Genomic DNA, 24,889 nt, shown 5'->3' on the forward strand with positions numbered 1-24,889 from the left:
AGAGTAACATAAATCTCAAAAAATAGGGTGAAAAAACCTTTATTTGTCATGCAAAAAAATAGAAGATAGGATAGAGAATCACTTTGATGTTCTCAATCCTATCTCCTATTTAAAGAGTTAGATCACTAACTTAATGACATTGTGTATTAGCTCCGTTATTTTCAGGAACAGCCGTTTCTTCTGCCAAAGCTGGACCAGCAAACAAAACAGCCCCAATCATCAGCGAGCAAGCCCCTACTGATAACTTGCGAATACTGTACCGACAACGTCTTTCAAAAAATGGATTCTTCATTTTCTCCTCCTAAAAGATTGATTTTGTTACACAAAAGAAAGCGCTTAACTTTCTTTGTAAAATTTTTATCCCAATCACAGGGACCAAGATAATTCCTCCCTCATTTTAAAATATTTCTTTTAAATGTCAATATATAAAAGGAAATACCTATATCTAGGTTAGAAATTGGTAAAATTAATATAATTAAGGCCCATTCTAACGAATTTTCTTTCTAAAATCTTAGCTTAACACTTGTTAGATTTACTTTTATCCTTTAAAATAGAATAGGAGAAATTCCGTTATTATTTTTCGGAGGAAAAAGAAATGTCCATTAATTGGCAGGAAATTTTATTTCACTTTTTAGGTGGTCTGGGACTATTCTTATATAGTATCAAGACCATGGGAGACGGTTTGCAACAAGCTGCTGGAGATCGCCTTCGTTTTTACATTGACAAGTACACTAGCAATCCCTTTTTAGGTGTTCTAGTCGGAATTGTCGTGACTGCCCTGATTCAGTCAAGTACAGGGGTTACAGTCATCACGGTTGGACTGGTCAGCGCTAGTCTTCTCACTCTTAGACAGGCTATCGGAATTATCATGGGAGCCAACATCGGAACCACCGTTACTTCCTTTATCATTGGTTTCAAGCTTGGTGAGTATGCTTTACCCCTGATTTTCCTTGGAACCATGTTCCTCTTCTTTACCAAAAATAGAACAGCAAACAATATCGGACGCATCCTGTTTGGTGTAGGAGGAATCTTCTACGCCCTCAACCTCATCAGTGCCGGTATGAGCCCTCTTAAAGATTTACCACAATTCAAGGAATACATGGTAACCTTGGGACAAAATCCTGTGTTGGGAGTTTTTGCCGGTGCAGTGATTACCGTCCTCATCCAAGCTTCTTCTGCGACAATCGGGATTTTGCAAGGTCTCTATGCAGGTGGATTTCTTGACCTTAAAGGTTCGCTACCAGTTCTCTTCGGGGATAATATCGGGACAACCCTAACCGTTATCATCGCGGCAGCTGGAGCCAATGTCTCTGCGAAACGCGTTGCTGCAACCCACGTTACCTTTAACGTTTTAGGGACTATTCTTTGCTTAATCTTATTAGGTCCATTTACGTCTATGATTGAGTACTTCCAGGCACTCCTTCACCTCTCACCTGAGATGACCATCGCCTTCTCTCACGGTGCCTTTAACGTAAGTAACACCATTGTACAATTTCCATTCATCGGAGCCTTGGCCTACTTTGTTACCAAGCTCATCCCTGGCGAAGATGAAGTTGTCAAGTACGAGCCACTTTATCTTGATGAGCATCTGATTAAACAAGCACCATCAATCGCTCTCGGAAATGCCAAAAAAGAACTCCTTCACTTGGGAAATTATGCTTCTAAAGCCTTTGACCTTTCATACAACTACATCATTGACCTCAATGAAAAGGTTGCTGAAAAAGGACACAAGACAGAGGAAGCCATCAATACCATTGATGAAAAATTGACTCGTTACCTGATTACTCTTTCAAGCGAGGCTCTTAGCCAGAAAGAAAGTGAAGTGCTGACCAACATCCTTGATTCATCCCGTGATTTGGAACGGATTGGGGACCACGCAGAAGCACTAATCAATCTGACTGACTATCTTCAACGTAAAAATGTCGAGTTCTCTGAAGCCGCTTTGGAGGAACTAGCTGATATCTATCAAAAAACCACTGGCTTTATCAAGGATGCCCTTGATAGTGTAGAAAACAATGATATTGAAAAAGCTCAAAGTCTGATTGAACGCCATAAAGAAATCAACAATATGGAACGCGTTCTCAGAAAGACTCACATCAAACGCCTCAACAAGGGCGAGTGTTCAACGCAAGCTGGGGTCAACTTTATCGATATTGTTTCCCACTACACTCGTGTATCAGACCATGCTATGAATCTGGCTGAAAAGGTCATCGCTGAACAAATCTAATGCTCTTCGAAAATCAAATTCAAACCACGTCAACGTCGCCTTGCCGTACTCAAGTACAGCCTGCGACTAGTTTCCTAGTTTGCTCTTTGATTTTCATTGAGTATAAGTACCAAGAAGCTATCCTGAATGGGATGGCTTTTTTCTTCTCCTCATCAAGAATTGCTTTTTTAACATATAGAAAAATGCTTTGATCCACAATGGAATCAAAGCATTTTAAAGAGTTCCCCATACATAAGGGCAGAAGCTGCGGTTCCTCTGTACTTGGCTTCTTCTCTTTTGATAAAGCGAGCCAAGTTGAGCAACTCAGGTGCCGGATGTTTGGGATTTAGGAGCAATTCACGATTGACCAGGCCTGAGAGACGAACTGCCAGCAATTGCTCATTTGTAGCAGGCAATTTTTTAGCAGTCTCTAGGAGAGCAGCAACTAAATCTTCACTCAAATCATGGCGAGCATGATTGTAAAGATCTTTTATAAGGCTTTCTAGGTTTGGTTCTACCATCCCTACCACCTCCTTAAGTTTAATAATTTTTAATCAAATCAACTGTTGAACGATCCAATTTCTTCACCAAAGCTTGTAAGAAAGCTTGCGCTTCTAGGAAGTCATCCATTGCATAGAGGGTTTGGTGAGAATGGATATAACGAGCGCAAACACCGATTGTTGTAGATGGGACACCACCATTTTTCAGATGAGCTGCGCCAGCGTCCGTTCCGCCTTTTCCACAGTAGTATTGGTACTTGATACCAGCTTCTTCAGCAGTTGTCAAAAGGAAATCCTTCATCCCTGGGAGAAGCAAGTGACCTGGATCGTAGAAACGAATCAAGGTTCCATCTCCAATCTTGCCTTGACCGCCATAAACATCACCAGCAGGTGAGCAGTCAACTGCTAGGAAAACTTCTGGGTCAAACTTAGTTGTGGAAGTATGAGCACCACGAAGACCAACTTCTTCTTGGACGTTCGAGCCAAGATAGAGTTCATTTCCTAGTTTTTGACCTGACAGAGCTTCCGCCAACTCGCTCACCATCAGAACACCGTAGCGGTTGTCCCAAGCTTTTGAAATGATATTTTTTTCATTGGCTGTCAAGATTGCAGAACTATCTGGCACGATGGTGTCGCCAGGACGGATGCCAAAGCTTTCTGCCTCAGCCTTATCCGCAAAACCGCCATCAAAGACGATATCTGCAATAGCAGGCATGGTTGGTCCACCCTTTCCACGAGTCAAATGTGGAGGGACAGAACCCGAAATCACAGGAATTTCACGACCGTCACGAGTCAAGAGTTTGAAACGTTGGCTGCTAACCACCATAGGATTCCAACCACCAATTTCAACCACACGGAAGGTACCATCTGGCTTAATCTCGCTGACCATAAAACCAACTTCATCCATGTGAGAAGCAACCAAGACGCGCGGTGCATCTGCAGCTTCTGAATGTTTGATACCAAAAATACCACCCAAGCCATCTGTCACCATTTCATCCACGTGCGGTGTCAACTTTTCACGAAGATAAGCACGGACAGGTGCTTCATGACCTGAGATCGCAGCAAGTTCTGTTACTTCTTTGATTTTTGAAAATAATGTTGTCATTTCAGTTCCTTCTTTCTTTCATCCATTTTACCACTTTTTATAGGAGAAGGATAGCGGGAAGGTGGATTTCTAAATTAGTATCTTAGTCTTACTGTATCTTAGAAAAAGCTTGTATTTTCTTGCATGTGAGGTGAAAGCTAAGAACTATTCCAAGACCACCCAAACTATTAATTCCCAAACACAAAACAATTCAATGCTATATTTGTTCAGTTTTTTATGAAATTTGCAGAAAATAGTTGACTTTGCCTTCTTATTTCTTTAAAATAGTACAAAACTAGGAAAAGGAAAAATCATGACCAAAACAATTCTTGTTACAGGTGGAGCTGGCTACATTGGCTCCCATACCGTTAAAGCTCTTTTAAATGCTGGCTATCAGGTACATGTTCTAGATAATCTCTCTACAGGAAATCGTTCAGCTGTAGATAGTCGTGCTAGCTTTAAACAACTGGATGTTTATGATGCTAGCGCCTTAAAGGCTTACTTAGAAGAAAATCAGATTGATGCTGTCCTCCATTGTGCGGGTGAGATTGTTGTGAGCGAAAGTATTGAAAATCCAAGTAAATACTTCACTGCCAATGTTGCTGGTATGAACCAAGTTCTCAAAGTCTTATCTGAAGTTGGTATTCAAAAAATCATGTTCTCTTCGACTGCTTCCCTCTATGGTAATAACTGTATTGACAAGCCTGCAACTGAAGATACCCTGCTCGACCCTGTCAACCCTTATGCAGAAACAAAATTGATGGGCGAACGAATGATTTACTGGATGGCCAATCGCTATGATTGGAAATATGTCATTTTCCGTTACTTTAATGTTGCTGGGGCTGAAATGGATGCTTCAAACGGTCTACGTGTGAAAAATCCAACTCACATCATTCCTAATATCAACAAAACCGCATTGGGACAAAATGATAGCCTAAAAATATTTGGAGATGACTATGATACACGTGATGGTTCATGTATTCGAGATTACATTCATGTCTTGGATCTTGCACAGGCTCATGTTAAAGGAATGAACTACCTATTTCAAGAAAACAGTTCTTCTCAAATCTTTAACTTAGGAACTGAAAAAGGCTATACCGTCAAAGAAATCTTTAAAACTGCTGAAGAACTACTGAATCAAGAAATCCCACACGAAATTGTTGCGCGTCGTGCTGGTGACCCAGCTAGCGTCCTAGCAGACGCATCAAAAGCTAAAAAATATCTTGATTGGAAGGCTAGCTACTCCCTCGAAGATATTATTTTATCGGATTATCATTGGCGTGTTAAAGAAGGCAAAAACATTTTGGAATAGGAAAACAGAGGAGAAGGTCCTGGTACTCTCTCCTTGTTTTATTCATTAAATTGTCAGAAAATTTATTGACAGATTAAAGAAATCGTGTTACAGTAATATCCGCAGGTATCTTTCGGTACCAAATCTACATGAAAGGATGGGGTATGAAACTTTCTCATTATTTAATTGGCTTACTTCTACTCCTAGTCTTTCTCTCTATTAGCATTGGGACTAGTGATTTTTCATGGAGAAAACTCTTTGCACTGGATCATGAAACTTGGCTTCTCCTTCAAGAATCCCGTCTCCCAAGAACCATCAGCATTCTCCTGACTGCCTCTAGTATGAGCATGGCAGGACTTCTCATGCAGACTATCACTCAAAATCAGTTTGCTGCTCCAAGCACAGTTGGAACCACTGAAGCTGCCAAACTGGGAATGGTATTGAGCCTCTTTGTCTTTCCGTCGGCTAGTCTGACTCAAAAGATGCTCTTTGCTTTTGTTTCATCCATCACATTTACCCTCTTCTTCCTAGCCTTTATGACTATTTTCTCTGTAAAGGAAAGGTGGATGTTGCCTCTGATTGGGATCATCTATAGCGGGATTATCGGTTCTGTGACAGAAGTTATCGCCTACCGTTTCAATCTAGTTCAGAGTATGACTGCCTGGACCCAGGGCTCCTTCTCCATGATTCAGACTCATCAGTATGAATGGCTTTTCTTAGGGCTCATTATCCTGATAGCCGTTTGGAAATTATCCCAAACCTTTACCATCATGAATCTGGGCAAGGAAGCCAGTGAGAGTTTGGGGATTTCCTACTCCCTACTTGAAAAACTGGCCCTCTTTCTGGTTGCGCTAACGACTAGTGTCACCATGATTACCGTGGGTGGCTTACCTTTCCTCGGAGTTATTGTCCCCAATCTTGTTCGCAAGCACTATGGAGATAATCTAAGTCAGACCAAACTCATGGTCGCACTGGTCGGTGCCAATCTAGTTCTGGCCTGCGATATCCTATCCCGAGTTCTAATTCGGCCCTATGAGTTGTCTGTCAGTCTTCTACTAGGAATCATTGGTAGCCTCGTCTTTATCCTACTTCTCTGGAGAGGGGGAAGAAAAGATGCAGTTTAAAAGCAAACATACCAAGCTCTTCTGGCTTCTTATTATTCTTGCCGTCGGAGCTTGTCTTCTCTACTTTTGGCCCATCACTCACTTGTCAGCCTTTGCTTGGAAGCTACGTTCCCAAAAGATAGTTGTTTATCTCTTGGTAGCTATCGCGACAGGGATTTCGACCATTAGTTTTCAAACCCTGACGGAAAATCGTTTCCTGACGCCTAGTATTTTAGGAATCGAATCCTTCTACGTCCTACTGCAAACTCTACTACTGGTTTTTGAAAGCAAGTTTCTTCAACTCGGGAAGTCTCCCATTTTAGAATTCCTAGTTTTGCTTCTGCTTCAATCCCTCTTCTTTCTCGCCTTGCAAGGCTACTTGAAGACGCTGATGAAACAAGATCTGGTCTTTATCCTGCTGATTTGTCTAGCCCTCGGAAGTCTCTTTCGAAATATCAGTACCTTCCTTCAGGTCCTGATGGATCCAAACGAATACGATAAACTGCAAAACAGTCTTTTTGCCTCCTTTCAACATCTCAACACTTCCATCCTAGCCATCGGTTCTCTGATTATCCTTGCTTTGACCATCTTTTTCTTTCGAAAAGCAGTCATTCTGGATGTCTTGCACCTGCAAAGAGAAACAGCTCAGATATTGGGACTCGATGTTGAAAAAGAACAGAGAGAACTCCTCTGGGGCATCGTGCTTTTGACCTCAGCAGCCACTGCCTTGGTAGGGCCTATGGCCTTCTTCGGCTTTATGCTGGCCAATCTTACCTACCTGATTGTCAAAGATTATCGGCACAAGTTGCTCTTTATCATATCCATTCTGATTGGATTTATCAGTTTGACCTTGGGGCAAGCCTTGATTGAACGAGTCTTTGCGCTGGAAATTCGCATCAGCATGATCATCGAGAGCGTAGGGGGGCTCCTATTCTTTATCTTACTATACAGGAGGGCGCGTCAGTGAAACTGGAAAACATTGACAAATCCATTCAAAAACAGGATATTTTGCAAGGCATTTCGCTTGAAGTCAGCCCTCAGAAACTGACAGCCTTCATTGGTCCCAATGGTGCTGGAAAATCGACTCTCCTCTCCATCATGAGCAGACTGACCAAGAAGGATCAGGGAATTCTCAGTATCAAAGGTCGTGAAATCGAGAGCTGGAATTCGCAAGAACTGGCTCAAGAACTGACTATCCTAAAGCAGAAAATCAATTACCAAGCCAAATTGACGGTTGAAGAACTGGTCAGTTTTGGACGTTTTCCCTACAGCCGAGGTCGACTTAGACCAGAAGACTGGGGAAAAATCCGAGAAACTCTGAACTATTTAGAACTGACCAACTTAAAAGACCGCTACATCGATAGCCTGTCTGGAGGACAACTCCAGCGGGTCTTTATCGCTATGGTACTGGCCCAGGATACAGACTTTATCTTGCTGGACGAACCACTCAACAATCTCGATATCAAGCAAAGCGTCAGCATGATGCAAATTCTTCGGCGACTGGTGGAGGAACTCGGAAAGACCATTATCATCGTCCTCCACGATATCAACATGGCCAGTCAGTATGCAGATGAAATTGTCGCCTTCAAGGACGGCCAAGTCTTTAACAAGGGAACAACCAATCAAATCATGCAGGCTGACCTGCTCAGTCAACTCTATGAGATTCCTATCACGCTGGCTGATATCAATGGCAAAAAGATCTGTATCTATAGCTAGTAACATAGAAACTCGAGTTAGAAGAAATTTTGTCTCTTAGTCAATAAAACCTAGAGACTCCCTAAATCGTTATCACATTTTAAAAAGGAGAAATCATGAAAACATCCCTTAAACTTTACCTCACTGCCCTAGTGGCTAGTTTCTTGCTCCTACTTGGTGCATGTAGTACAAACTCAAACTCAAGCACTAGCCAGTCGGAGTCAAGTAGCTCTGCTCCAACAGAGGTAACCATTAAAAGTTCACTAGGTATAGTCACACTTTCAAAAGTCCCTGAAAAGATTGTGACCTTTGACCTCGGTGCTGCGGATACTATTCGCGCTTTAGGTTTTGAAAAGAATATCGTCGGAATGCCTACAAAAACTGTTCCGACTTATCTTAAAGACCTAGCTGGAAAAGTTAAAAATGTTGGTTCCATGGTTGAGCCAGACCTAGAAGCCCTTGCTGCTCTTGAACCAGACCTAATTATCGCTTCACCACGTACCCAAAAATTCGTAGATAAGTTCAACGAAATCGCTCCGACTGTTCTCTTCCAAGCAAGCAAGGACGACTACTGGACTTCAACTAAGGCTAATATCGAATCCTTAGCAAGTGCCTTCGGCGAAACTGGTACACAGAAAGCCAAGGAAGAATTGGCCAAGCTAGACAAGAGCATCCAAGAAGTCGCTACTAAAAATGAAAGCTCTGACAAAAAAGCCCTTGCTATCCTCCTCAACGAAGGAAAAATGGCTGCCTTTGGTGCCCAATCTCGTTTCTCTTTCTTGTACCAAACCTTGAAATTCAAGCCAACTGATACTCAATTTGAAGACTCTCGCCACGGACAAGAAGTCAGCTTTGAAAGTGTCAAAGAAATCAATCCTGATATCCTCTTCGTTATCAACCGTACTCTTGCCATCGGTGGAGACAACTCTAGCAACGACGGTGTCCTAGAAAATGCCCTCATCGCTGAAACACCTGCCGCTAAAAATGGTAAGATTATCCAACTAACACCAGACCTCTGGTATCTAAGTGGAGGCGGACTTGAATCAACCAAACTCATGATTGAAGACGCACAAAAAGGCTTGAAATAAGCAACTTCAAACTCATACTCAATGAAAATCAAATTCAAACCACGTCAACGTCGCCTTGCCGTACTCAAGTACAGCCTGCGGCTAGTTTCCTAGTTTGCTCTTTGATTTTCATTGAGTATCAACTAACATCTTTACATGATAAAACGCATCCTATCAAGCTCACTCAAACCTGATAGGATGCGTTTTTATCATTTTATTAAAATCTTTTGCCCAACCTCATTTTTCTTCTTGATTCCGTTTAAGGGAAAAATGGTCTGGGACGGGGTCCTTACCTGTTTTCGACCAGGGATGGCAACGTAAAATCCGAGCCAAGCCCATCAAGACACCCTTGAAGCCATGTTTTTCAATAGCCTGAATCATATAGTTTGAACAGGTAGGCTCAAAGCGACAAGAGGGTGGAAAGGCTGGTGAGATAAACCGTTGGTAAAAGCGCACAGGCGCTATTAAAATTCGTTTCATTATTTCTTGGTTACAGCCATGGTGTGTAGTTGGCTGATTTCTTTTTTATTAAGACGACGGGATTCTCCTGGACGGAGTCCTGTCAAGTCTAGATGTCCAAAACGGGTCCGTGACAACTTGTCCACTTGAAGACCGACAGCTTCAAACATCTTTTTAACCTGGTGGTTACGCCCTTCATGGATAGTCAACTGCACCACAGAGCGGTTTTTGACTGGATCCACTTTGAGAATTTCATAGACAGCCGGCTTGGTTTTCTTGCCATCAATCTCAAGTCCACGGGTCAAGGGGCGGAGATTATCCTTATTGGCCACACCTTTAACACGCGCGACATAGACCTTGTCAATCTCATTACGAGGGTGAATCATTTCATCCGTAAAATCCCCATCATTGGTCAAAATCAAGACCCCTGATGTATCCCAGTCCAAACGACCTACAGGGTAGATGCGCTCTTTCACGTTGGGCAAGAGGTCGACAACCGTCTTGCGGCCCTTGTCATCTGTCACACTGGAAATGACACCGCGTGGTTTGTTAAGCAGATAATAGACCTTTTCTTCGTTGTAGATAGGTTGACCTTCAACTTCGACCTTGTCGCCTGACTTGATGGTTGTTGCTAGTTCACGTACTACTTGGCCATTAACCGTCACCAAGCCTTGCTTGATCAGCTCTTCTGCTTTTCTCCTACTGGCCACACCTGCGTGGGCAATATACTTATTGATTCTCATCTTCTTCTATCCTTTCACCAAATAATTGGCTTTCTTGGGCTTGAATCTCAAGCTCATCAATCACTGGTAATTCTTCCAAATGGTTAATCCCCATGTAATCTAGGAAATAATCTGTAGTCACATAGAGGTTGGGACGCCCCAACACTTCTTTTTTCCCGTCTTCTTTTATTAGGTCAAAAGCCTGCAACTTTGCCAAAGCCCCACTCGAGTTAACCCCACGAATGGCATCAATCTCTATCCGTGTGATAGGCTGTTTGTAAGCAATGATGGACAAGGTCTCAAGGGCAGCCCGAGATAAACTCTGGTTGATAGGTGCCTTAGAGTATTCTTTCAAAACCGCTGCAAATTGAGGCTTAGTCACCAATCTATAAGCGCCCCCTGTCTCAATCAGAGCCAAACTGGAATCTGGGTCCTTTTCATACTTCTGGGCTAATTTTTCTAAACTCTGTTGGATGCCTGTCGGTGGCAGAGAGAGGAGTTCAGCTAACTGGCGGACTCTAATCCCATCTTCACCCGCTACAAACAAGAGCGCTTCTATTTTTGCTAAAGTACTCATCTTTCCTCTCTATCAAGTCTAGCTTTGGGCCACTTGACTTTCTTCCTTCTTCTCCATGAGATAAATATCTCCGAAACTTTCCTCTTGCACAAGAATCAGCTCCTGGGTTTTGATTAACTCTAGGGTCGCCAAAAAGAGGGTAATGACCTCTTGGAGATTCTGGGCTTCCTTAAACAAATCCTGCAAGCGCAATTGATATCGTCCAGTCAAGGACTCTTTCACGATAACCATCATGTCCTCAATCTTATACTCATCCCGCAGGATAGTCGTGTGATTCTGTGCAAACTCCTCTTTTTTCTTGGCTAGGATATTTGAAAAAGCCAAAAAGAGGTCAATGGTCGTCTTGTCATGCACAAGCTCCGCATCTTCGTAAATCAACTCTGTCGGCGCTTTGGAATAGTACTGGGCCCGTTCTTGGTGCTTGGCTTCCAAGTGCTCACCCAAGAGCTTAAACTTACGGTATTCTTCGATTTGAGAGAGAAGATCCTGCTCCAGGTCATCCTCCAAATCTGTCACTTCCGCTACCTTTGGAAGAAGCTTGCGACTCTTGATCAACATGAGCTGACTGGCCATGACCATGTACTCGCCCGTCACTTCCAGACGCATGGCCTGCAGGGTTGAGACATAGGCTAGATACTGCTCGATGACTTCCGTGATGGGCACATCATAGATATCCATCTGGTACTTAGAAACCAGGTGCAAAAGCAAGTCCAAGGGCCCTTCAAAATCTTTTAATTTAATATCCATTATCTATATTTTTCTAAGGTCAGGACTGTTTTTAATCCTAATTTTTTTGCAATTTCGTACAAATCGACCTTCTTTTCTATCTGTCTTAGAATGAACTGTTCCCGCAAGGCTTGGGCTGATAAGGTTGGAAAACCTTTCTCCTTGACAAAGGACTCTAGCTGACGAAAGGCCCACTGACGAGAATAGGCTTTCCCTCCCCTTTCAAAGAGATATATCTGACCCATCAAAGGTTCCAACTCTGAAAGCAAGGTTGTGGGAATGGTGACAATCCTCTGTTGGGAAGCCTTCTTGATTCGCAACACCTGAAAGTCCAGATTGACGTCCGCAACCTTGAGAGCTAAAATCTCACTCGGCAAGAGCCCCATTTCTAGGATCAAGAGTGCTAGCAAGCGCCCCTCTGAATAGTCACTTTCTTGCCAAAAAGAGTCTAGGTCTAATAGTTCCGGCTTTGCGGTCTTCTTTTCAGCTTGTTTAGCTAATTCCAAACGATAAAAGCTATCCACTTCTCCTTTTTGATAGAGAAAGTAGAGAAATTGGTTACAGGTCGAAATCTTTCGCTTCTGGGCGCTGATTTTTAGATTAGCTAGCTGGGCTTGGTAAATCTTGAGACTGGTCTCAGAAATCCGCTCGCCTACAATGTCTAAAAATTGCTCCAAATCATACTTATAGGACTGCTTGGAATTAGCAGATAAGCCCTGCTTTTCCTCTAAAAAGGCTGAAATCCTGTCTCTCATTTGCATCGAATTTCATATTCCTTACTAAAATCATGCAAGAGGGCATTGACTGCCTTGAGGATAGACTTGCGCGTGATAATTCCTTGGAAAATACCAGACGCATCCACAACCGGCAAGAAGGACTCATCTACCAGCTTGTGCAAGACCTCCGTAATGGTAAAATCAGGCGAAACAACCGCTACGTCCGTTCTCGTCATATGAACGATATCCGTATCTGCCATGATTTCTTGACTCAAATCATGCTCCATCTGATAAGCCATAATATCTCTGAGCCCAATCGTCCCAACAAAGTGTTTTTCATCTGTCACAACAGGAACACGGGTATAGGTCATCTGACTGAGCAAGAGGGTCGCATGATCCGCATTGTGGGTATCAATCAACACGGCTAGATTTTCAGCAGGGGTCAAAAAAGTTTCCTCCTGCCCCAACAAGAAAGTCTCAAACTCCTTGGCAATCATCGGCTAAACTCCTTGGACAAGCCCGGATACACCTCATGGTCTCGTGTCAAAAAGTCGACTTTGAAGTAACTATCATCAATCTCCACACGAGCATAGAGACATTCTCTGATGGTCCCACGTGGTTGACTGATAGAACCTGGATTTAAAAAGAGGGTCTTGCCTTCCATCCAAGCGCTTGGCACATGCAAGTGACCATAAAGACAGATATCGGCCTCTTCTTCCTGAGCCCAGTAGTCCAACTTTTGAAAGTTGAAATTGATGTCAAACAAGTGACCATGGGTTTGGATAATCTTGGTCGAACCAAGCTCAGTCACCAAACGTTCTGGGTAGCCGGCGTAGAAGTCCATGTTCCCTTTAACAACACGGATGCCTTCCCAAAGGGGAGAATCAGGACGCAGTTCAGAATCGCCGTTATGAAAAACGGCATCAACTTTGCCTACATAGCGATTACGGATTTCTTCCACAATCAAGCTATCGCCATGGGAATCGCTCATTACAATGATGGTTTGCTTTGCCATGATGGAAATACCTCCAAAAGTTTTTTAACGGCTAAGACACGGTGAGATTGGCTATTTTTTTCTTCAAGGGTTAATTCAGCTGAGGATTTGCCTGTCTCTCCTACAAGGAAGAGAGGGTCATAGCCAAAGCCATTTTCACCCTTAGGTTCAAAGTTAATGTAGCCTGGCCAGTCTGCTTCAACAACCAAGCTTTCCTTGTTTGGGCTGGCTACGACTAGGGTTGTATGGAATTGAGCCGAGCGGTCCTTGAGTTCAAAGACCATGGCCAATTCGTGCAAGAGTTTAGCATTGTTTTCACGATCAGTTGCTCCCACACCTGCAAAACGAGCTGACCAGACACCTGGCAAGCCACCTAGAACATCGACTTTGAGCCCAGAATCATCTGCCAGAACCATCTTGCCCGTTAATTGAGAAATAGTTTCTGCCTTGAGACGGGCATTTTCTTCAAAGGTCATGCCTGTTTCTGCTACTTCAGGCAGGTCAGGATAGTCATTGAGATTTTCCACATCGTAGCCTAGCTTGTCAAAGATTGCTCGAAATTCCTTGGTCTTGCCTTCGTTACGAGTCGCAATCAACAAGGTTTCTCTGACCTTGTTTGTCTCAAAGAAATCATGAACATTGACCCCTTCTTTGGGCAATTCCACATACAAAAGTTGGCCATTTTCAACCAAGAGCAGAGCCCCTTGTCGTTGAATGACTTCCATGTTTCGTCCCATCTCTTGGTTTAGTATATCTACCACAAAAGACAATAAACGGTAGCGAGAACCATAGCGTAAAACAGTAACTGAAATCGGGAAACCTCGTTCCTCGTCTCGAAAGATTTTGGCCAATCCAACCAGAGGGAAATCCAAGTCTTCATCAGTCAACGTCCGGACGCCACCAAAAATAGCATAGGACCCGACATACCAGTCCTGATCATCCTTGTATTCATAAATTTTATTTGTCATAATTCTACATGCTCCACATGAATCTCTTTTTCCAGCCATTCTTCACCAATTTGTGCAAAACTTTGGCTGCTGGCTGTTGTGTAAAAACGGTGATGGAGTGGTCCGGCATCGCGACCACGATTGATTTCAAAATAATTGAGTAAGACTGAGATGTCCCGTACGCACTCTGCCCCACTATCGATAAGTTGAACCTTGGGCCCCATGACATTTTGAATAATAGGTCTGAGCAGTGGATAATGGGTACAACCCAAAATCAGGCTATCCACCTTTCCAACCAAGGGACGCAAGGTTTCATAGACCACTTTCTTGGTGACACTTGTTGACAGGGCACCCGACTCCACCAAGGGAGCAAACTTGGGACAGGCCAAACTCTCCACCTGTAAGTCCGGATCCAGATCATGGATTTTCTGACGGTAGATGTCTGATTGTACCGTCATGGGTGTTCCAATGACTCCGATTTTCCCACCTTGACTGGACTTGATAGCTGCCGAAGCTCCTGGCAAAATCACACCTAGGACAGGAATATCTAGTTGAGCCTTGATTTCTTCCCAGACGACCGCAGTCGCAGTGTTACATGCAATGACAATCATTTTGACATCCTTGGTCAAGAGAAAGTTGACCAACTGCCAAGTATATTCACGAATTTGCTCAGCAGGACGGGGACCATAAGGCGCCCGAGCCGAATCTCCAATATAGACGATTTCTTCATGGGGAAGCTGGCGCATGAGCTCGCGCACAACGGTCAAGCCCCCGACACCCGAATCCAAAAAACCAATTGGTCGATTATCCATACAGTTTTCTTTCTAGTCTTTTTTCTGATTGATAGTTCATTATGATTATTGATCCTTATGAACTGAAGGACAGCCTAATCAACAACTATCTCTCTTAATCATAATCAAATATCAATAGAATGCAAGGAAAAAGTCTCATCCCTAAACCATAACCAACATAGTGAGAAGTCTGGAACTTTCATCCCAGACTTTTCCTTATTTATTTTTTCTTTTTATTGTTAGCAAGGGCTGCTTTTTGTTGGCGGATGATTTGGTGGTAAACTTGTTGTACCTTAGCTTCGCTTGGTTTTTGACCATTTGCACTCAAAAGAGTACGAACTGCTTCAGCATTCAAACGTGGGTTGTCAGCGAATTCTTTTTCAATTTGCTTACGAACCAAGTACATTCCTCCAAGAGCTCCTCCTAGAAAAGCTAGCACAATCAATACAATTGCTAAAAGTAAATCCATCATTTTTCTCCTGTTTCTTTTTGAGTCTCTTTCATTATACCACAAACTAGCCACCCTGACCAGTTTGTTTTACGCTTTCAGGGATGGAATAGACAGCAAAAAGAACCCTGCTTTTCTGCAAAAGAGGGCTCCTTACTGAGTTTATACTCACTGAAAATCAAAGATCAAACTAGGAAGCTAGTCGCAGGCTGCTCAAAACACTGTTTTAAGGTTGCAGATAGAGCTAACGTGGTTTGAAGAGATTTTCGAAGAGTATTAATTTCATATTTCTGCCTATCCATTTGTACTAATAAAAGACTGAGACACTAGAGCTCAGCCTTTTTCTTTATCCCAAAACCAATTCATCACTGACTAGACTTTGGCCACTATTTTTCTGGAAGAGATGCATGAGGTCTTCAACTGTCAGATGCTTTTTCTCCTCTCCCTTGACATCCACCACTATCTTACCCTGATAGAGCATAATGAGACGATTCCCGTACTCAATAGCATGGTTCATATCGTGGGTAATCATCAAAGTCGTCAACTGATGGTGTTCCACAATCTTTTGCGTCAAGTCCATCACCATTTGACTAGTTTTCGGGTCAAGTGCCGCAGTATGTTCATCCAAAAGCAAAAGTTTGGGTTTCACCAGAGCTGCCATGACTAGGGTCAAGGCCTGTCTTTGCCCTCCTGAGAGGTATTGAGTATCTACTTTTAAGCGGTTTTCAAGGCCAATATTCAACTCTTTCAAGGCCTCTTGGAACTGGATCCTATCCTTCTCCTTTACGCCCCAGCCAAGCCCTCTCTTCTGCCCACGTCTTAAGGCAATAGCCATATTCTCCTCAATCGTCAAACGAGAAGCTGTTCCCATCTTAGGATCTTGAAAAACACGGGCGATATCCTTGGCTCTCTTTCTTACACTCAGATTTTTAATGGATTTGCCTGCCAATAAAAGGTCCCCTTCATCCACCGATAAATTACCAGCCAAGATATTCATCAAAGTGGATTTCCCTGCTCCATTTCCACCAATTACAGAGATAAAATCTCCCTCTTCAACCTCTAAATCTAATCCTTTGAGGACATGGTTCTCATTGACCGTCCCTGCTTCAAATGTTTTGTGAATATTTTCAAGTGTTAACAAACTTGCCATAACTTTCTCCTCCTATTCATTTCTCAATTTCAGACCACGAATCTTTAATATCTTTTGCAATTCTGGCGCAAATAAAACCAAGGCAAGCAAGATTGCATTAAAGAGACGAACTAGGTTTTGATCTAGATTTGGAATTTCATAGATATTTAAAATAATCAAACGGTAAACAATAGCACCAATTCCGATGGATAACAAGCGACCTCCAATGGTCAAGTCGTGTATCAAGACTTCTGCAATAATCACTGCACTCAAACCAACAACGATGGTTCCTGTCCCAGAAGTCACATCTGAAAATCCATCATTTTGGGCAAACAAGGAACCACATAGGGCAATCAAGCCATTTGAAATCATGTAACCAACAATCTTCATGGTGTCTACATTGACCCCATTGGCCTCACTCATCGGAATATTGTCCCCAGTCGAACGCAAGACCAAGCCAATCTCTGTTTTCATCAAAAGAGTCAAGACCAAACAAACAAGTAAGAGACAAGCTAAACTGAGTGAGAAAACAGCTCCTTCATTTGACAGCCCCAAGCTCGCCAATTGTTTAAAGACGGTTGCAGAATCTCCCAAGGAAAGATTAGGCACGCTTCCCATGATTTTAATATTGATTGAATAAAGCCCTGTTAAGGTCACAATACCTGTCAAGAGAGCTGGAATTTTCATCTTGGTGTGGAGCATTCCTGATACTAGACCTGCTACCATACCTGCCAGCAAAGCAAGTAAGGTCGCAATCCAAGGATTTATCCCTGCCTGTATCTGAGATACGACGACAGCCGCCCCCAGTGGAAAGGCTCCTTCAGCAGTCATATCCGCAATATCCAAAATACGGAAAGTCAAGTAGACCCCAATAGCCATAATCGACCATAGCAAACCTTCTGATAAACTAGATAATACAAAATTCATCTTAAACCTCCTTATTCCTTGCCTTCTAACTTACTAATATCAATTCCCAATGCATCTGCCATTTCTTGATTGGTATGCAATTCCAGTTTTTCAGGCAACTCAACTGCTATATTTTCTGGCTTCTCACCTTTTAAAACACGAATCAGCATGCGAGCTGTCTGTCTTCCCAATTCTTCATAATTGGTTCCGTAGTTATACAAGCCACCAACAGCAATCATTTCTGTTGAACCACCGAATACTGGAACCTTGTGTTTAATAGAAACCTGCTTAACTGTTTCCATGGTTGACGAAATGATATTATCAGTTGGGACAAAAACCATATCCACCTCTGCCATCAAGCTTTCTGCAGCCGCCTTGACGTTGTTACTGTCCAAGATTGTTTTTTCAACAACGGTAAAGCCTTTTTCTTCCAGAAGGCGCTTAGCTTCATCCTTTTGGACAACTGAATTTGGCTCGCTCTGAGTATAGAGGATTCCAATCGTTTTAGCCTTTGGTAACACTTTCTTTATCAAATTGATTTGGGTTGAAATGGCATCTGATGACTGATCGCTTGTCCCAGTAACATTGCCCCCAGGATGCTCTCTTGACTCAACCAACTTGGCACTGACAGGATCTGTTACCGCTGAAAAGATAACAGGTGTCGTTTGTGTTGTATTGGCCAAGCTCTGAGCAGAAGGCGTTGCGATGGCTAGAACGACATCACTAGATTCTGCTAGTTGCTGGGAAATGGTTTTTAGATTTCTTTGCTCTCCCTGTGCATTTTGCAAATCAATCTCGATATTTTTCCCTTCAATATAGCCTTGCTTGGCCAACTCATCCACAAAACCTTCTCTAGTAGCGTCCAAAGATTGATGAGTAATAAACTGCGAAATACCGATACGAAAAACATCTTTTTTCTTATCTGCCTTCAACTGATGCAAACTGATCAGAGAGGTCAAGAGAATCCCCACTACCAAGAGGGGTGCTAGTAATTTTCGAACAACTTTCATAATGAAACTCCTTCTCAGAAAAGATAATACTCAATGAAAATCAAAGAGCAAACTAGGAAACTAGCCGCAGGCTGTACTTGAGTACGGCAAGGCGACGTTGACGTGGTTTGAATTTGATTTTCGAAGAGTATAAAACAAAAAACCGCCTAGATAATACCTAAACGGATGCTTGAAATAATCTAACAAGTTACAACTTAGCTAGTCCATTTAGATATTCATCTATATGGACCACAATCAAAAATCTTAGCCACATAGATACAAACAAATTGCTTGAACTGTTTGCATCCATGGTGACATGTCTACAAACACTATCTAAAGTAGCTAAAGTAAAAGTTTTGATTCATCGTTACAGCTTGTTTCTTATTCATTTCTTTTTCTGCTTTCTTTTTTGATGTTTCCTATCTTACCACCTTTTTTATCAGCTGTCAAGAATATTTCAGAATTTTTTAAAATTTTTTCATAATTCTTTCAATTCTTTTAGGATAATTTCAAAGATTTGCCCATTAGATAAAATAGAACGATTTGAAGACTTTTATGGTATTCAGTTGTACTAGAGTTTTTTAAAAGTGTTTTGATGGCTTGTATTTCTTCTTTAGTTGATTTCATATCACTATTATATAATGCGTTTTGATTTTAGTATAGTATTAAACTGACTCTTGGCAGTCGGACAAAAAATCGACAGTTATTTTATACTGTTTAAAACCAATAGTCAATACGACAATCTCTTTACTTTTCGGTTATCAACTCTGTAGATTGCTAACATATCCAAAATAAGCCAAGTATCCCGAGGATAGGCAACAGAAATGAATTATTTATACTCTGGATACCACTTCAAATCACGAACTGCTTTGGCCATATCTGTTTCCTTAGCACGTGCAAGACCTTGCTCTTGTGCTTTTTTAGCGACTGCTTCTGCTACTTTAATAGAAACATCTGCTACATACTTGAATGGTGGCAAGACAGGAGCTCCTGGTTGGCCTGGATTGACAATACCACTCAATGAATGCGCCGCTGCTCCAATCATTTCATCAGTCAAAAGACTTGCTTCAGAAGCCAGCATACCTAGACCAAGACCTGGGTAAATCAGGGCATTATTTGCTTGACCAATCACATAGTCTACACCTTTATAAGAAACCGTATCAGCAGGAATTCCTGTGGCAACAAAAGCTTTGCCATCTGACCATTCAATCAAATCTTTGGCGCTAGCTTCTGCCAATTTAGTTGGATTTGACAAAGGGAAGATCATTGGACGTTCTGTGTTTTCACACATAGCTTCTACTATTTCTTTAGTGAAGGTATTAGGCTGAGTTGAAGTTCCTACAAGAATGGTTGGCTTCACAGTCTTCACTACTTCAAGCAGATCAGTCAACTTATCTGCGTTACTAAAGTCAGCACGTTTCTTAGCAAATGGTTTTTGCTCTGGTGTCAAGTCATCCATGTCATCAAAGAGAAGACCTTGTTTATCAACCATAAAGAAACGTTTATAGGCTTCTTCTTCAGAAAGACCTTCACTTACCATTTCACGAAGAACACGAGAGGCAATTCCTGCACCCGCAGTACCACCACCATAGCAGAGATAAACCTGATCTGTTAATTTTTCACCACTAATATCCAGCGAACCAAAGATACCACCCAAGGTAACGATTCCTGTACCTTGAATATCATCATTAAAGGTCGGAATTTGTTTCCGGTATTTTTCAAGAATATTGGCAGCATTCAATCGACCAAAATCTTCCCAGTGAAGGTAAAGTTTAGGAAAGAGACGTTCTGCTGTTTGAACAAATTGGTCAATGAAGTCGTAGTAACGATCTCCGCGGACCCGTTCGTGACGATTTCCTAAGTAATTAGGATTGTTACGAAGTTCTTCACGGTTAGTCCCTGCATCAATGACTAAAGGAAGGACCATTGAAGGATCGATTCCAGCAGCAGCCGTATAGACCATCAATTTCCCAACAGAAATATCGACACCATTTGTTCCCCAGTCGCCAATTCCAAGGATTCCTTCTGCATCTGTTACAACAATGAGACGAATCTCGCGACCCCCGGCAGCGTTTTTCAAAGTAGCTTCAATATTTTCAGGATGATTAATATCAAGATATCCAGCATATTGGGGATCTACAAAAAGATCACTATAACCTTCAATTGTATCTGCAATGGTTGGATCATATACAATTGGATTGAATTCTTCCAAATGTTGAGAAAAGAGGTAATAAAAAAGAGTCCTGTTGATATTAAAAATTTCCATTAGGAAAAGACGTTTTTCCAAATCATTGGCTTTTGTTTGCATTTGTGCATAAGTTTGCGCCGCTTGTTCTTCAATCGTTTGAACATACGGTGGCAGTAAACCAATAAGGCCTAGTTCCTTTCGCTCCTCTAAGGTAAAGGCAGTACCTTTATTGAGGAAAGGATTGTTTAAAATATCATGTGCAGTCATAGTGCAACCTCCTTTTTATTTATATTATACCACATGAAACGAATTGTTCATGAAACGTTGTTGTTTAAATAATATAATTGTATACGCATATGTTATAATGAGTCTACGAGAACAATTTCTAATAGGCTCTTTTATACTTAAAACACTATTATTGATAATACTTTAAGTTGTTATATTTTATAAATTTCTGAACTCATCAAACTCTCGATGATCACTCTTTACTAAAAGTTTCGAGTAAAATAAACCAATCATACAAATTGACAATCCTAATTAAAATAAATATCATATAGGTATGTTATGTAATACTTTGTATTTTTTAAGGTGTTTTTTTGTCATATAAAACTTGTATTCTATTTATATGACAACTAAAAACTATTTACAACAATATATTTCCCAAAAAGTGAAATATTTTCGAACTCAGAATAAAATGAGCCAGGAAGAACTTTCGGAACAAGCAGGACTCGGGCTTAAGTATATCAATCAACTTGAAAACCAAAATGTGAATCTGACCATTCACAGTCTTGAAAAAGTGATTGACGCCCTAGAAATGACCCCAGAGGAATTTTTCAATTTTGATAGCCTTGAATCAACCTCTGATAAGAGTGACAATCTTTCACTCAAAAGAATCAACATGAAGATTAAACAGCTCCCTATTGATAAACGAGAAAAGATGTTGGTCATTTTTGAGAGTATCTTAGATAATCTTTGAGATCCCTGACTCACTTACATTTTAACTGGTGAATACTCGTATAGTCAAATTGTAGGATACGGATAAAAATTATTTATCTGCTGTTTTCCACTTATTTTCCTTCTCCAACTAATGAAAGTGAGCCCATATGAATTTAAAAGATCTACAATATTTTTATGACCTCTGCCAGCTTCAATCCTATACGGAAGTAGCAAAACAACATAAAGTCAGCCAACCATCTATTTCTTATGCTATCAAGCGCTTAGAGGAATCCTTTAACTGCAAATTGATTCACCATGACCCCTCGCATCGTTCCTTCAAGCTAACTCCTCAAGGACAAATCCTTCTAAAGCATACAGAACTGATTTTACCTGAGGTCATTTCTACTCGCAAAGAAATTAATCGCTCCTTGGCACAATACTCTACTGTAGGATTCCCTCCTATTATCATTCAGTATCTCTTTGCTGTCTTAAACGAAAAAGATAAATTCGATTTTTTAAAAAAGGTACGCCCTATCCGCGGTGGCTCCGTGGAGTTATTAAACCTTCTCATCAAAGGAGACCTTGATGCAAGCCTACTCGGTTTGATTGAACCTCTCAACTATCCTTCAATAGAGTCACACGAGCTATTTCATAAAGAACTATATGTCGTTTTATCTAAGAACCATCCTTTTGCCACTGCTCCTTCCCTCGCTTTTGAAGAATTAGCAGATCAATCCTTTATACTCTTAGACGAACACTTTGTTCACCTGAAAGCTTTTGAAACGCTTAATCAAAAGTATCAAAACAAGGCAGAAATATTCTTTAAGACTGATGACATTGCCATCCTTAAAGAACTTTTAAAGAAAGGGATTAGCCTTAGTTTACTGGCTGATATCGCACTTTCTGATGAAGATGATGATTTAATAAAAATTCCTCTTATACCGAAGGACAAGATAACTTTTACAGTTTATTACGCTTACCTTAAATCAGCTACACCGTCATCAGAAGTAGAAGCCTTATTTAATCTCCTTAAATCATATGAATAGAAAAAACTCTAACTATCAATGAACTGATAGCTAGAGTTTTTTACATTGTAGATATTATACTCAATGAAAATCAAAAAGCAAACTAGGAAGCTAGCCGCAGGCTGCTCAAAACAGTGTTTTGAGGTTGTAGATAGAGCTGACGTGGTTTGAATTTAATTTTCGAAGAGTATTAGACTATAGTAGATTGAAGCTAGAGTAATACGCCGCGACTTCTAAACCTTTTCTAGAAATTAATTTGACTTTCCTAATAAAGTTGTTCAGATTTTATTTCATCTCACTATAATTCAATGATTTTCAAATCAGTCCAACAAAAAAAGGTTTATAATTTCCATAAAAGTTGACATGGAAATTATAAAACCATTATTAGTTTAGTCCTTGTTGGTAACGCGCCAATTCGGCTTGGTTGGCCCAAACATAGTGACCTGGACGGATTTCAACCATGGATGGTTTATCAGTCTCATAGTCGTGTTGACTTGGGTCGTAAACCTTCAAGACCTTCTTACGTTCCAAGATTGGATCTGGAATTGGAACCGCTGAAAGCAAGGCCTGAGTATATGGGTGAATTGGATTGTTAAACAATTCTTCTGTTTCTGCAACCTCTACAATAACACCCTTGTAAATAACCGCGATACGATCTGAAATAAAGCGAACAACCGACAAGTCATGGGCGATGAAGAGATAGGTCAAGCCGAGCTCTTTTTGGAATTTTTTGAGCAAGTTCAAGACTTGGGCACGCACAGAAACGTCCAAGGCTGAAATTGGCTCATCCGCAATAACAAAGTCTGGTTGCATGACCAAAGCACGGGCAATACCGATACGTTGACGTTGACCACCTGAAAACTCATGAGGGTAACGAGTCAAGTGCTCAGCAAGAAGCCCCACTTCACGGATAATATTTTTAACTTTCTCTTTACGTTCTTCTTCATCTTTGAACAGATGATGATTATAAAGACCTTCAGAAATAATATAATCAACAGTCGCACGTTCATTCAAACTTGCTGCAGGGTCTTGGAAAATCATCTGGATACGACGAATCAATTCCGCAGCTTGTTCACGAGATTTCTTACCATTAATCTTTTGACCATCAAAAATGATATCACCATTACTTGTGTCATTTAGACCAATGATCGCACGACCAATAGTTGTTTTCCCACTACCTGACTCACCTACAAGCGAGAAAGTTTCTCCCTTGTTGATAAAGAAGTTAGCATTTTTAACCGCAACAAACTTCTTACTTCCTTCACCGAAGGAAATTTCTAAATCTTTGATTTCTACTAATTTTTCAGACATTTCCTTCCTCCTAGTCAGCCAGATGGGCAAATCCCATTTTTTCACGAATCTTATCATGGAGATTTGCAATCACAGCTGGTTTTTCTACTTTTGGAGCATCCTCATGAAGTAGCCAAGTTTTAGCCCAATGTGTCTCTGATACTGAGAATTGAGGAGCTTTTTGTTCGAAGTCAATCTGCATTGCATAGTCAGAACGCAAGGCAAAGGCATCCCCTTTCAGGTCAGTATAAAGTGACGGAGGTGTTCCTGGGATTGAGTAAAGATCCCCTTTATCATCAGCAAGCTGAGGCAAGCTAGACAAGAGACTCCATGTATATGGATGGCGAGGGTCATAGAAGACTTCCTCAACAGTTCCATACTCAACGATTTCTCCTGCATACATAACCGCTACCTTATCTGCAATACTTGCCACCACACCAAGGTCGTGAGTGATAAAGATTGTTGTGAAATGGTACTCATTTTGTAAAGATTTTAGCAAATCAATAATCTGTGCTTGGATGGTTACATCCAAGGCAGTCGTTGGCTCATCACAGATCAAGACATCAGGTCGACAGGCAAGGGCAATCGCAATAACGATACGTTGACGCATTCCTCCAGAATATTGGAATGGGTATTCATCAAAACGTCTATCTGCATCTGGAATTCCAACCTTATTCATGTAGTCAATGGCCAATTCTTTCGCTTCTTTAGCTGTTTTTCCTTGGTGTTTTACAATAACTTCTGTAATCTGACTACCAATTGTTTTAATTGGGTCCAAACTAGTCATTGGATCTTGGAAGATCGTCGCAATCTTAGCCCCACGAATTTGTTCCCAATCCTTGTGAGAAGACAAGGCTGTCAAATCCTGACCACGGTAGTCAATACTTCCTTGGGCAATGCGACCATTTTCTTCAAGCATACCTGTGAAAGTCTTTGTCAAAACAGATTTTCCTGATCCTGACTCACCTACCAAGGCTAATACTTCTCCTTCAACTAGTTCAAGGGAAACGCCGCGAATAGCTGTCAATACTTTGTCACGAACGTCAAATTCCACGACAATATCGCGAGCAGTCAAAATTACATTTTTTTCTTTTGTCATT

Annotated in this window: 26 protein-coding genes and 2 pseudogenes; 8 read left to right on the forward strand and 20 right to left on the reverse strand. The window is 41.4% G+C overall.

Features of this window, described 5'->3' with window-relative positions; all coding sequences use genetic code 11:
* Window positions 1-139: 139 nt before the first annotated feature.
* A pseudogene (locus CYK18_RS08175) lies at window positions 140-292 on the reverse strand (YSIRK-type signal peptide-containing protein); the annotation flags it as partial.
* A 303-nt stretch (window positions 293-595) separates the two neighbouring features.
* Between CYK18_RS08175 and CYK18_RS08180 the strand changes: the two are divergent.
* Complete coding sequence (locus CYK18_RS08180; protein WP_101786074.1) at window positions 596-2,227, forward strand: Na/Pi cotransporter family protein; 1,632 nt, start codon at window positions 596-598, stop codon at window positions 2,225-2,227.
* Window positions 2,228-2,430: 203 nt separating this feature from the next.
* On the opposite strand, the gene CYK18_RS08185 is transcribed toward CYK18_RS08180, so the two are convergent.
* Window positions 2,431-2,727: a bacteriocin immunity family protein gene (locus CYK18_RS08185; RefSeq protein WP_061864539.1), complete on the reverse strand. Its 297-nt coding sequence runs from the start codon at window positions 2,725-2,727 to the stop codon at window positions 2,431-2,433.
* Between the two features lie 19 nt (window positions 2,728-2,746).
* A complete protein-coding gene (gene pepA, locus CYK18_RS08190; protein ID WP_101782500.1) occupies window positions 2,747-3,811 on the reverse strand; it encodes a glutamyl aminopeptidase in 1,065 nt (354 codons plus the stop codon).
* A 292-nt stretch (window positions 3,812-4,103) separates the two neighbouring features.
* Here pepA and galE point away from each other — a divergent pair, with 292 nt between their 5' ends.
* The 5 genes from galE (at window position 4,104) to CYK18_RS08215 (ending at window position 8,967) form a co-directional block, all read left to right on the forward strand.
* On the forward strand, window positions 4,104-5,102 hold the full coding sequence (gene galE / locus CYK18_RS08195) for a UDP-glucose 4-epimerase GalE (RefSeq protein ID WP_101782499.1): 999 nt from the start codon (window positions 4,104-4,106) through the stop codon (window positions 5,100-5,102).
* A 143-nt stretch (window positions 5,103-5,245) separates the two neighbouring features.
* The gene (locus CYK18_RS08200; protein ID WP_180947962.1) at window positions 5,246-6,205 is read left to right on the forward strand and encodes an ABC transporter permease; all 960 of its coding nucleotides are present in this window, start codon (window positions 5,246-5,248) and stop codon (window positions 6,203-6,205) included.
* Window positions 6,195-7,151, forward strand: coding sequence for an iron chelate uptake ABC transporter family permease subunit (locus CYK18_RS08205; protein ID WP_101782497.1), 957 nt, complete (start codon window positions 6,195-6,197; stop codon window positions 7,149-7,151). The genes CYK18_RS08200 and CYK18_RS08205 overlap by 11 nt, the downstream gene beginning before the upstream one ends.
* On the forward strand, window positions 7,148-7,900 hold the full coding sequence (locus tag CYK18_RS08210; protein ID WP_101782496.1) for an iron ABC transporter ATP-binding protein: 753 nt from the start codon (window positions 7,148-7,150) through the stop codon (window positions 7,898-7,900). Before CYK18_RS08205 ends, CYK18_RS08210 begins: the two co-directional genes overlap by 4 nt.
* Window positions 7,901-7,995: 95 nt before the next feature.
* The gene (locus CYK18_RS08215; protein WP_101782495.1) at window positions 7,996-8,967 is read left to right on the forward strand and encodes a siderophore ABC transporter substrate-binding protein; all 972 of its coding nucleotides are present in this window, start codon (window positions 7,996-7,998) and stop codon (window positions 8,965-8,967) included.
* A 216-nt stretch (window positions 8,968-9,183) separates the two neighbouring features.
* Here CYK18_RS08215 and yidD read toward each other — a convergent pair whose 3' ends face one another.
* From yidD to CYK18_RS08295, 15 genes and pseudogenes are all read right to left on the reverse strand, one after another.
* The gene (yidD, locus tag CYK18_RS08220; protein ID WP_000821624.1) at window positions 9,184-9,426 is read right to left on the reverse strand and encodes a membrane protein insertion efficiency factor YidD; all 243 of its coding nucleotides are present in this window, start codon (window positions 9,424-9,426) and stop codon (window positions 9,184-9,186) included.
* Window positions 9,426-10,148, reverse strand: a complete 723-nt coding sequence (locus tag CYK18_RS08225) for a pseudouridine synthase (RefSeq protein ID WP_001222228.1) — start codon at window positions 10,146-10,148, stop codon at window positions 9,426-9,428. Before CYK18_RS08225 ends, yidD begins: the two co-directional genes overlap by 1 nt.
* Complete coding sequence (gene scpB / locus CYK18_RS08230) at window positions 10,135-10,704, reverse strand: SMC-Scp complex subunit ScpB (protein WP_000105301.1); 570 nt, start codon at window positions 10,702-10,704, stop codon at window positions 10,135-10,137. The genes CYK18_RS08225 and scpB overlap by 14 nt, the downstream gene beginning before the upstream one ends.
* A gap of 18 nt (window positions 10,705-10,722) precedes the next feature.
* Window positions 10,723-11,451 carry a segregation/condensation protein A gene (locus CYK18_RS08235; RefSeq protein WP_101786076.1) on the reverse strand — a complete coding sequence of 243 codons (729 nt, stop codon included), beginning with the start codon at window positions 11,449-11,451 and terminating at the stop codon, window positions 10,723-10,725.
* Window positions 11,451-12,185: a site-specific tyrosine recombinase XerD gene (gene xerD / locus CYK18_RS08240; protein ID WP_308300791.1), complete on the reverse strand. Its 735-nt coding sequence runs from the start codon at window positions 12,183-12,185 to the stop codon at window positions 11,451-11,453. The genes CYK18_RS08235 and xerD overlap by 1 nt, the downstream gene beginning before the upstream one ends.
* Window positions 12,182-12,643 carry a cyclic-di-AMP-binding protein CbpB gene (gene cbpB / locus CYK18_RS08245; RefSeq protein WP_000560711.1) on the reverse strand — a complete coding sequence of 154 codons (462 nt, stop codon included), beginning with the start codon at window positions 12,641-12,643 and terminating at the stop codon, window positions 12,182-12,184. The genes xerD and cbpB overlap by 4 nt, the downstream gene beginning before the upstream one ends.
* Window positions 12,640-13,161 carry a metallophosphoesterase gene (locus CYK18_RS08250; RefSeq protein WP_033676182.1) on the reverse strand — a complete coding sequence of 174 codons (522 nt, stop codon included), beginning with the start codon at window positions 13,159-13,161 and terminating at the stop codon, window positions 12,640-12,642. Before CYK18_RS08250 ends, cbpB begins: the two co-directional genes overlap by 4 nt.
* Window positions 13,137-14,108 (reverse strand): nucleoside-triphosphate diphosphatase, encoded by a 972-nt coding sequence (locus CYK18_RS08255; protein ID WP_101786080.1) that lies wholly within the window; start codon window positions 14,106-14,108, stop codon window positions 13,137-13,139. Before CYK18_RS08255 ends, CYK18_RS08250 begins: the two co-directional genes overlap by 25 nt.
* Entirely contained in the window at window positions 14,105-14,899 is a 795-nt protein-coding gene (racE, locus tag CYK18_RS08260; RefSeq protein WP_000370376.1) for a glutamate racemase, read from the reverse strand. The genes CYK18_RS08255 and racE overlap by 4 nt, the downstream gene beginning before the upstream one ends.
* Window positions 14,900-15,098: 199 nt before the next feature.
* Window positions 15,099-15,347, reverse strand: a complete 249-nt coding sequence (locus tag CYK18_RS08265; RefSeq protein WP_000364990.1) for a YneF family protein — start codon at window positions 15,345-15,347, stop codon at window positions 15,099-15,101.
* Between the two features lie 325 nt (window positions 15,348-15,672).
* Window positions 15,673-16,476, reverse strand: a complete 804-nt coding sequence (locus CYK18_RS08270) for an ABC transporter ATP-binding protein (RefSeq protein WP_000157661.1) — start codon at window positions 16,474-16,476, stop codon at window positions 15,673-15,675.
* 12 nt (window positions 16,477-16,488) lie between these two features.
* Window positions 16,489-17,382 carry an ABC transporter permease gene (locus CYK18_RS08275; RefSeq protein ID WP_101786082.1) on the reverse strand — a complete coding sequence of 298 codons (894 nt, stop codon included), beginning with the start codon at window positions 17,380-17,382 and terminating at the stop codon, window positions 16,489-16,491.
* A gap of 11 nt (window positions 17,383-17,393) precedes the next feature.
* Window positions 17,394-18,371 (reverse strand): ABC transporter substrate-binding protein, encoded by a 978-nt coding sequence (locus CYK18_RS08280; RefSeq protein WP_060627154.1) that lies wholly within the window; start codon window positions 18,369-18,371, stop codon window positions 17,394-17,396.
* A 486-nt stretch (window positions 18,372-18,857) separates the two neighbouring features.
* Window positions 18,858-18,977, reverse strand: a pseudogene (locus CYK18_RS08290) (IS630 family transposase); the annotation flags it as partial.
* A 202-nt stretch (window positions 18,978-19,179) separates the two neighbouring features.
* On the reverse strand, window positions 19,180-20,805 hold the full coding sequence (locus CYK18_RS08295) for a malolactic enzyme (RefSeq protein ID WP_101786084.1): 1,626 nt from the start codon (window positions 20,803-20,805) through the stop codon (window positions 19,180-19,182).
* A 358-nt stretch (window positions 20,806-21,163) separates the two neighbouring features.
* Here CYK18_RS08295 and CYK18_RS08300 point away from each other — a divergent pair, with 358 nt between their 5' ends.
* Window positions 21,164-21,514 carry a helix-turn-helix domain-containing protein gene (locus CYK18_RS08300; RefSeq protein ID WP_000208712.1) on the forward strand — a complete coding sequence of 117 codons (351 nt, stop codon included), beginning with the start codon at window positions 21,164-21,166 and terminating at the stop codon, window positions 21,512-21,514.
* Between the two features lie 127 nt (window positions 21,515-21,641).
* Window positions 21,642-22,520, forward strand: a complete 879-nt coding sequence (locus CYK18_RS08305; RefSeq protein WP_101786086.1) for a LysR family transcriptional regulator — start codon at window positions 21,642-21,644, stop codon at window positions 22,518-22,520.
* A gap of 363 nt (window positions 22,521-22,883) precedes the next feature.
* Here the strand turns inward: CYK18_RS08305 and CYK18_RS08310 are convergent, their stop codons facing one another.
* Together CYK18_RS08310 and CYK18_RS08315 are read right to left on the reverse strand one after the other, a co-directional pair.
* Window positions 22,884-23,810 carry an ATP-binding cassette domain-containing protein gene (locus CYK18_RS08310; RefSeq protein ID WP_001291284.1) on the reverse strand — a complete coding sequence of 309 codons (927 nt, stop codon included), beginning with the start codon at window positions 23,808-23,810 and terminating at the stop codon, window positions 22,884-22,886.
* A gap of 10 nt (window positions 23,811-23,820) precedes the next feature.
* Window positions 23,821-24,888 (reverse strand): ABC transporter ATP-binding protein, encoded by a 1,068-nt coding sequence (locus CYK18_RS08315; protein WP_000159550.1) that lies wholly within the window; start codon window positions 24,886-24,888, stop codon window positions 23,821-23,823.
* Between the last annotated feature and the right edge of the window lies 1 nt (window position 24,889).

Origin of the sequence: Streptococcus mitis, from assembly GCF_002860865.1 — a bacterium.
Taxonomy (GTDB): domain Bacteria; phylum Bacillota; class Bacilli; order Lactobacillales; family Streptococcaceae; genus Streptococcus; species Streptococcus mitis_AT.

What these genes read in the sequence shown, in the direction of transcription:
- CYK18_RS08225 (WP_001222228.1), bottom strand. Translation starts at nt 10,148, where the DNA reads ATGAGAATCAATAAGTATATTGCCCACGCAGGTGTGGCCAGTAGGAGA.
- CYK18_RS08255 (WP_101786080.1), bottom strand. Translation starts at nt 14,108, where the DNA reads ATGACAAATAAAATTTATGAATACAAGGATGATCAGGACTGGTATGTC.
- CYK18_RS08275 (WP_101786082.1), bottom strand. Translation starts at nt 17,382, where the DNA reads ATGAATTTTGTATTATCTAGTTTATCAGAAGGTTTGCTATGGTCGATT.
- CYK18_RS08270 (WP_000157661.1), bottom strand. Translation starts at nt 16,476, where the DNA reads ATGGCAAGTTTGTTAACACTTGAAAATATTCACAAAACATTTGAAGCA.
- racE (WP_000370376.1), bottom strand. Translation starts at nt 14,899, where the DNA reads ATGGATAATCGACCAATTGGTTTTTTGGATTCGGGTGTCGGGGGCTTG.
- pepA (WP_101782500.1), bottom strand. Translation starts at nt 3,811, where the DNA reads ATGACAACATTATTTTCAAAAATCAAAGAAGTAACAGAACTTGCTGCG.
- CYK18_RS08265 (WP_000364990.1), bottom strand. Translation starts at nt 15,347, where the DNA reads ATGGATTTACTTTTAGCAATTGTATTGATTGTGCTAGCTTTTCTAGGA.
- CYK18_RS08305 (WP_101786086.1), top strand. Translation starts at nt 21,642, where the DNA reads ATGAATTTAAAAGATCTACAATATTTTTATGACCTCTGCCAGCTTCAA.
- scpB (WP_000105301.1), bottom strand. Translation starts at nt 10,704, where the DNA reads ATGAGTACTTTAGCAAAAATAGAAGCGCTCTTGTTTGTAGCGGGTGAA.
- CYK18_RS08200 (WP_180947962.1), top strand. Translation starts at nt 5,246, where the DNA reads ATGAAACTTTCTCATTATTTAATTGGCTTACTTCTACTCCTAGTCTTT.
- cbpB (WP_000560711.1), bottom strand. Translation starts at nt 12,643, where the DNA reads ATGATTGCCAAGGAGTTTGAGACTTTCTTGTTGGGGCAGGAGGAAACT.
- CYK18_RS08235 (WP_101786076.1), bottom strand. Translation starts at nt 11,451, where the DNA reads ATGGATATTAAATTAAAAGATTTTGAAGGGCCCTTGGACTTGCTTTTG.
- CYK18_RS08310 (WP_001291284.1), bottom strand. Translation starts at nt 23,810, where the DNA reads ATGTCTGAAAAATTAGTAGAAATCAAAGATTTAGAAATTTCCTTCGGT.
- galE (WP_101782499.1), top strand. Translation starts at nt 4,104, where the DNA reads ATGACCAAAACAATTCTTGTTACAGGTGGAGCTGGCTACATTGGCTCC.
- CYK18_RS08215 (WP_101782495.1), top strand. Translation starts at nt 7,996, where the DNA reads ATGAAAACATCCCTTAAACTTTACCTCACTGCCCTAGTGGCTAGTTTC.
- xerD (WP_308300791.1), bottom strand. Translation starts at nt 12,185, where the DNA reads ATGAGAGACAGGATTTCAGCCTTTTTAGAGGAAAAGCAGGGCTTATCT.
- CYK18_RS08315 (WP_000159550.1), bottom strand. Translation starts at nt 24,888, where the DNA reads ATGACAAAAGAAAAAAATGTAATTTTGACTGCTCGCGATATTGTCGTG.
- CYK18_RS08300 (WP_000208712.1), top strand. Translation starts at nt 21,164, where the DNA reads ATGACAACTAAAAACTATTTACAACAATATATTTCCCAAAAAGTGAAA.
- CYK18_RS08280 (WP_060627154.1), bottom strand. Translation starts at nt 18,371, where the DNA reads ATGAAAGTTGTTCGAAAATTACTAGCACCCCTCTTGGTAGTGGGGATT.
- CYK18_RS08205 (WP_101782497.1), top strand. Translation starts at nt 6,195, where the DNA reads ATGCAGTTTAAAAGCAAACATACCAAGCTCTTCTGGCTTCTTATTATT.
- CYK18_RS08185 (WP_061864539.1), bottom strand. Translation starts at nt 2,727, where the DNA reads ATGGTAGAACCAAACCTAGAAAGCCTTATAAAAGATCTTTACAATCAT.
- CYK18_RS08180 (WP_101786074.1), top strand. Translation starts at nt 596, where the DNA reads ATGTCCATTAATTGGCAGGAAATTTTATTTCACTTTTTAGGTGGTCTG.
- yidD (WP_000821624.1), bottom strand. Translation starts at nt 9,426, where the DNA reads ATGAAACGAATTTTAATAGCGCCTGTGCGCTTTTACCAACGGTTTATC.
- CYK18_RS08250 (WP_033676182.1), bottom strand. Translation starts at nt 13,161, where the DNA reads ATGGCAAAGCAAACCATCATTGTAATGAGCGATTCCCATGGCGATAGC.
- CYK18_RS08295 (WP_101786084.1), bottom strand. Translation starts at nt 20,805, where the DNA reads ATGACTGCACATGATATTTTAAACAATCCTTTCCTCAATAAAGGTACT.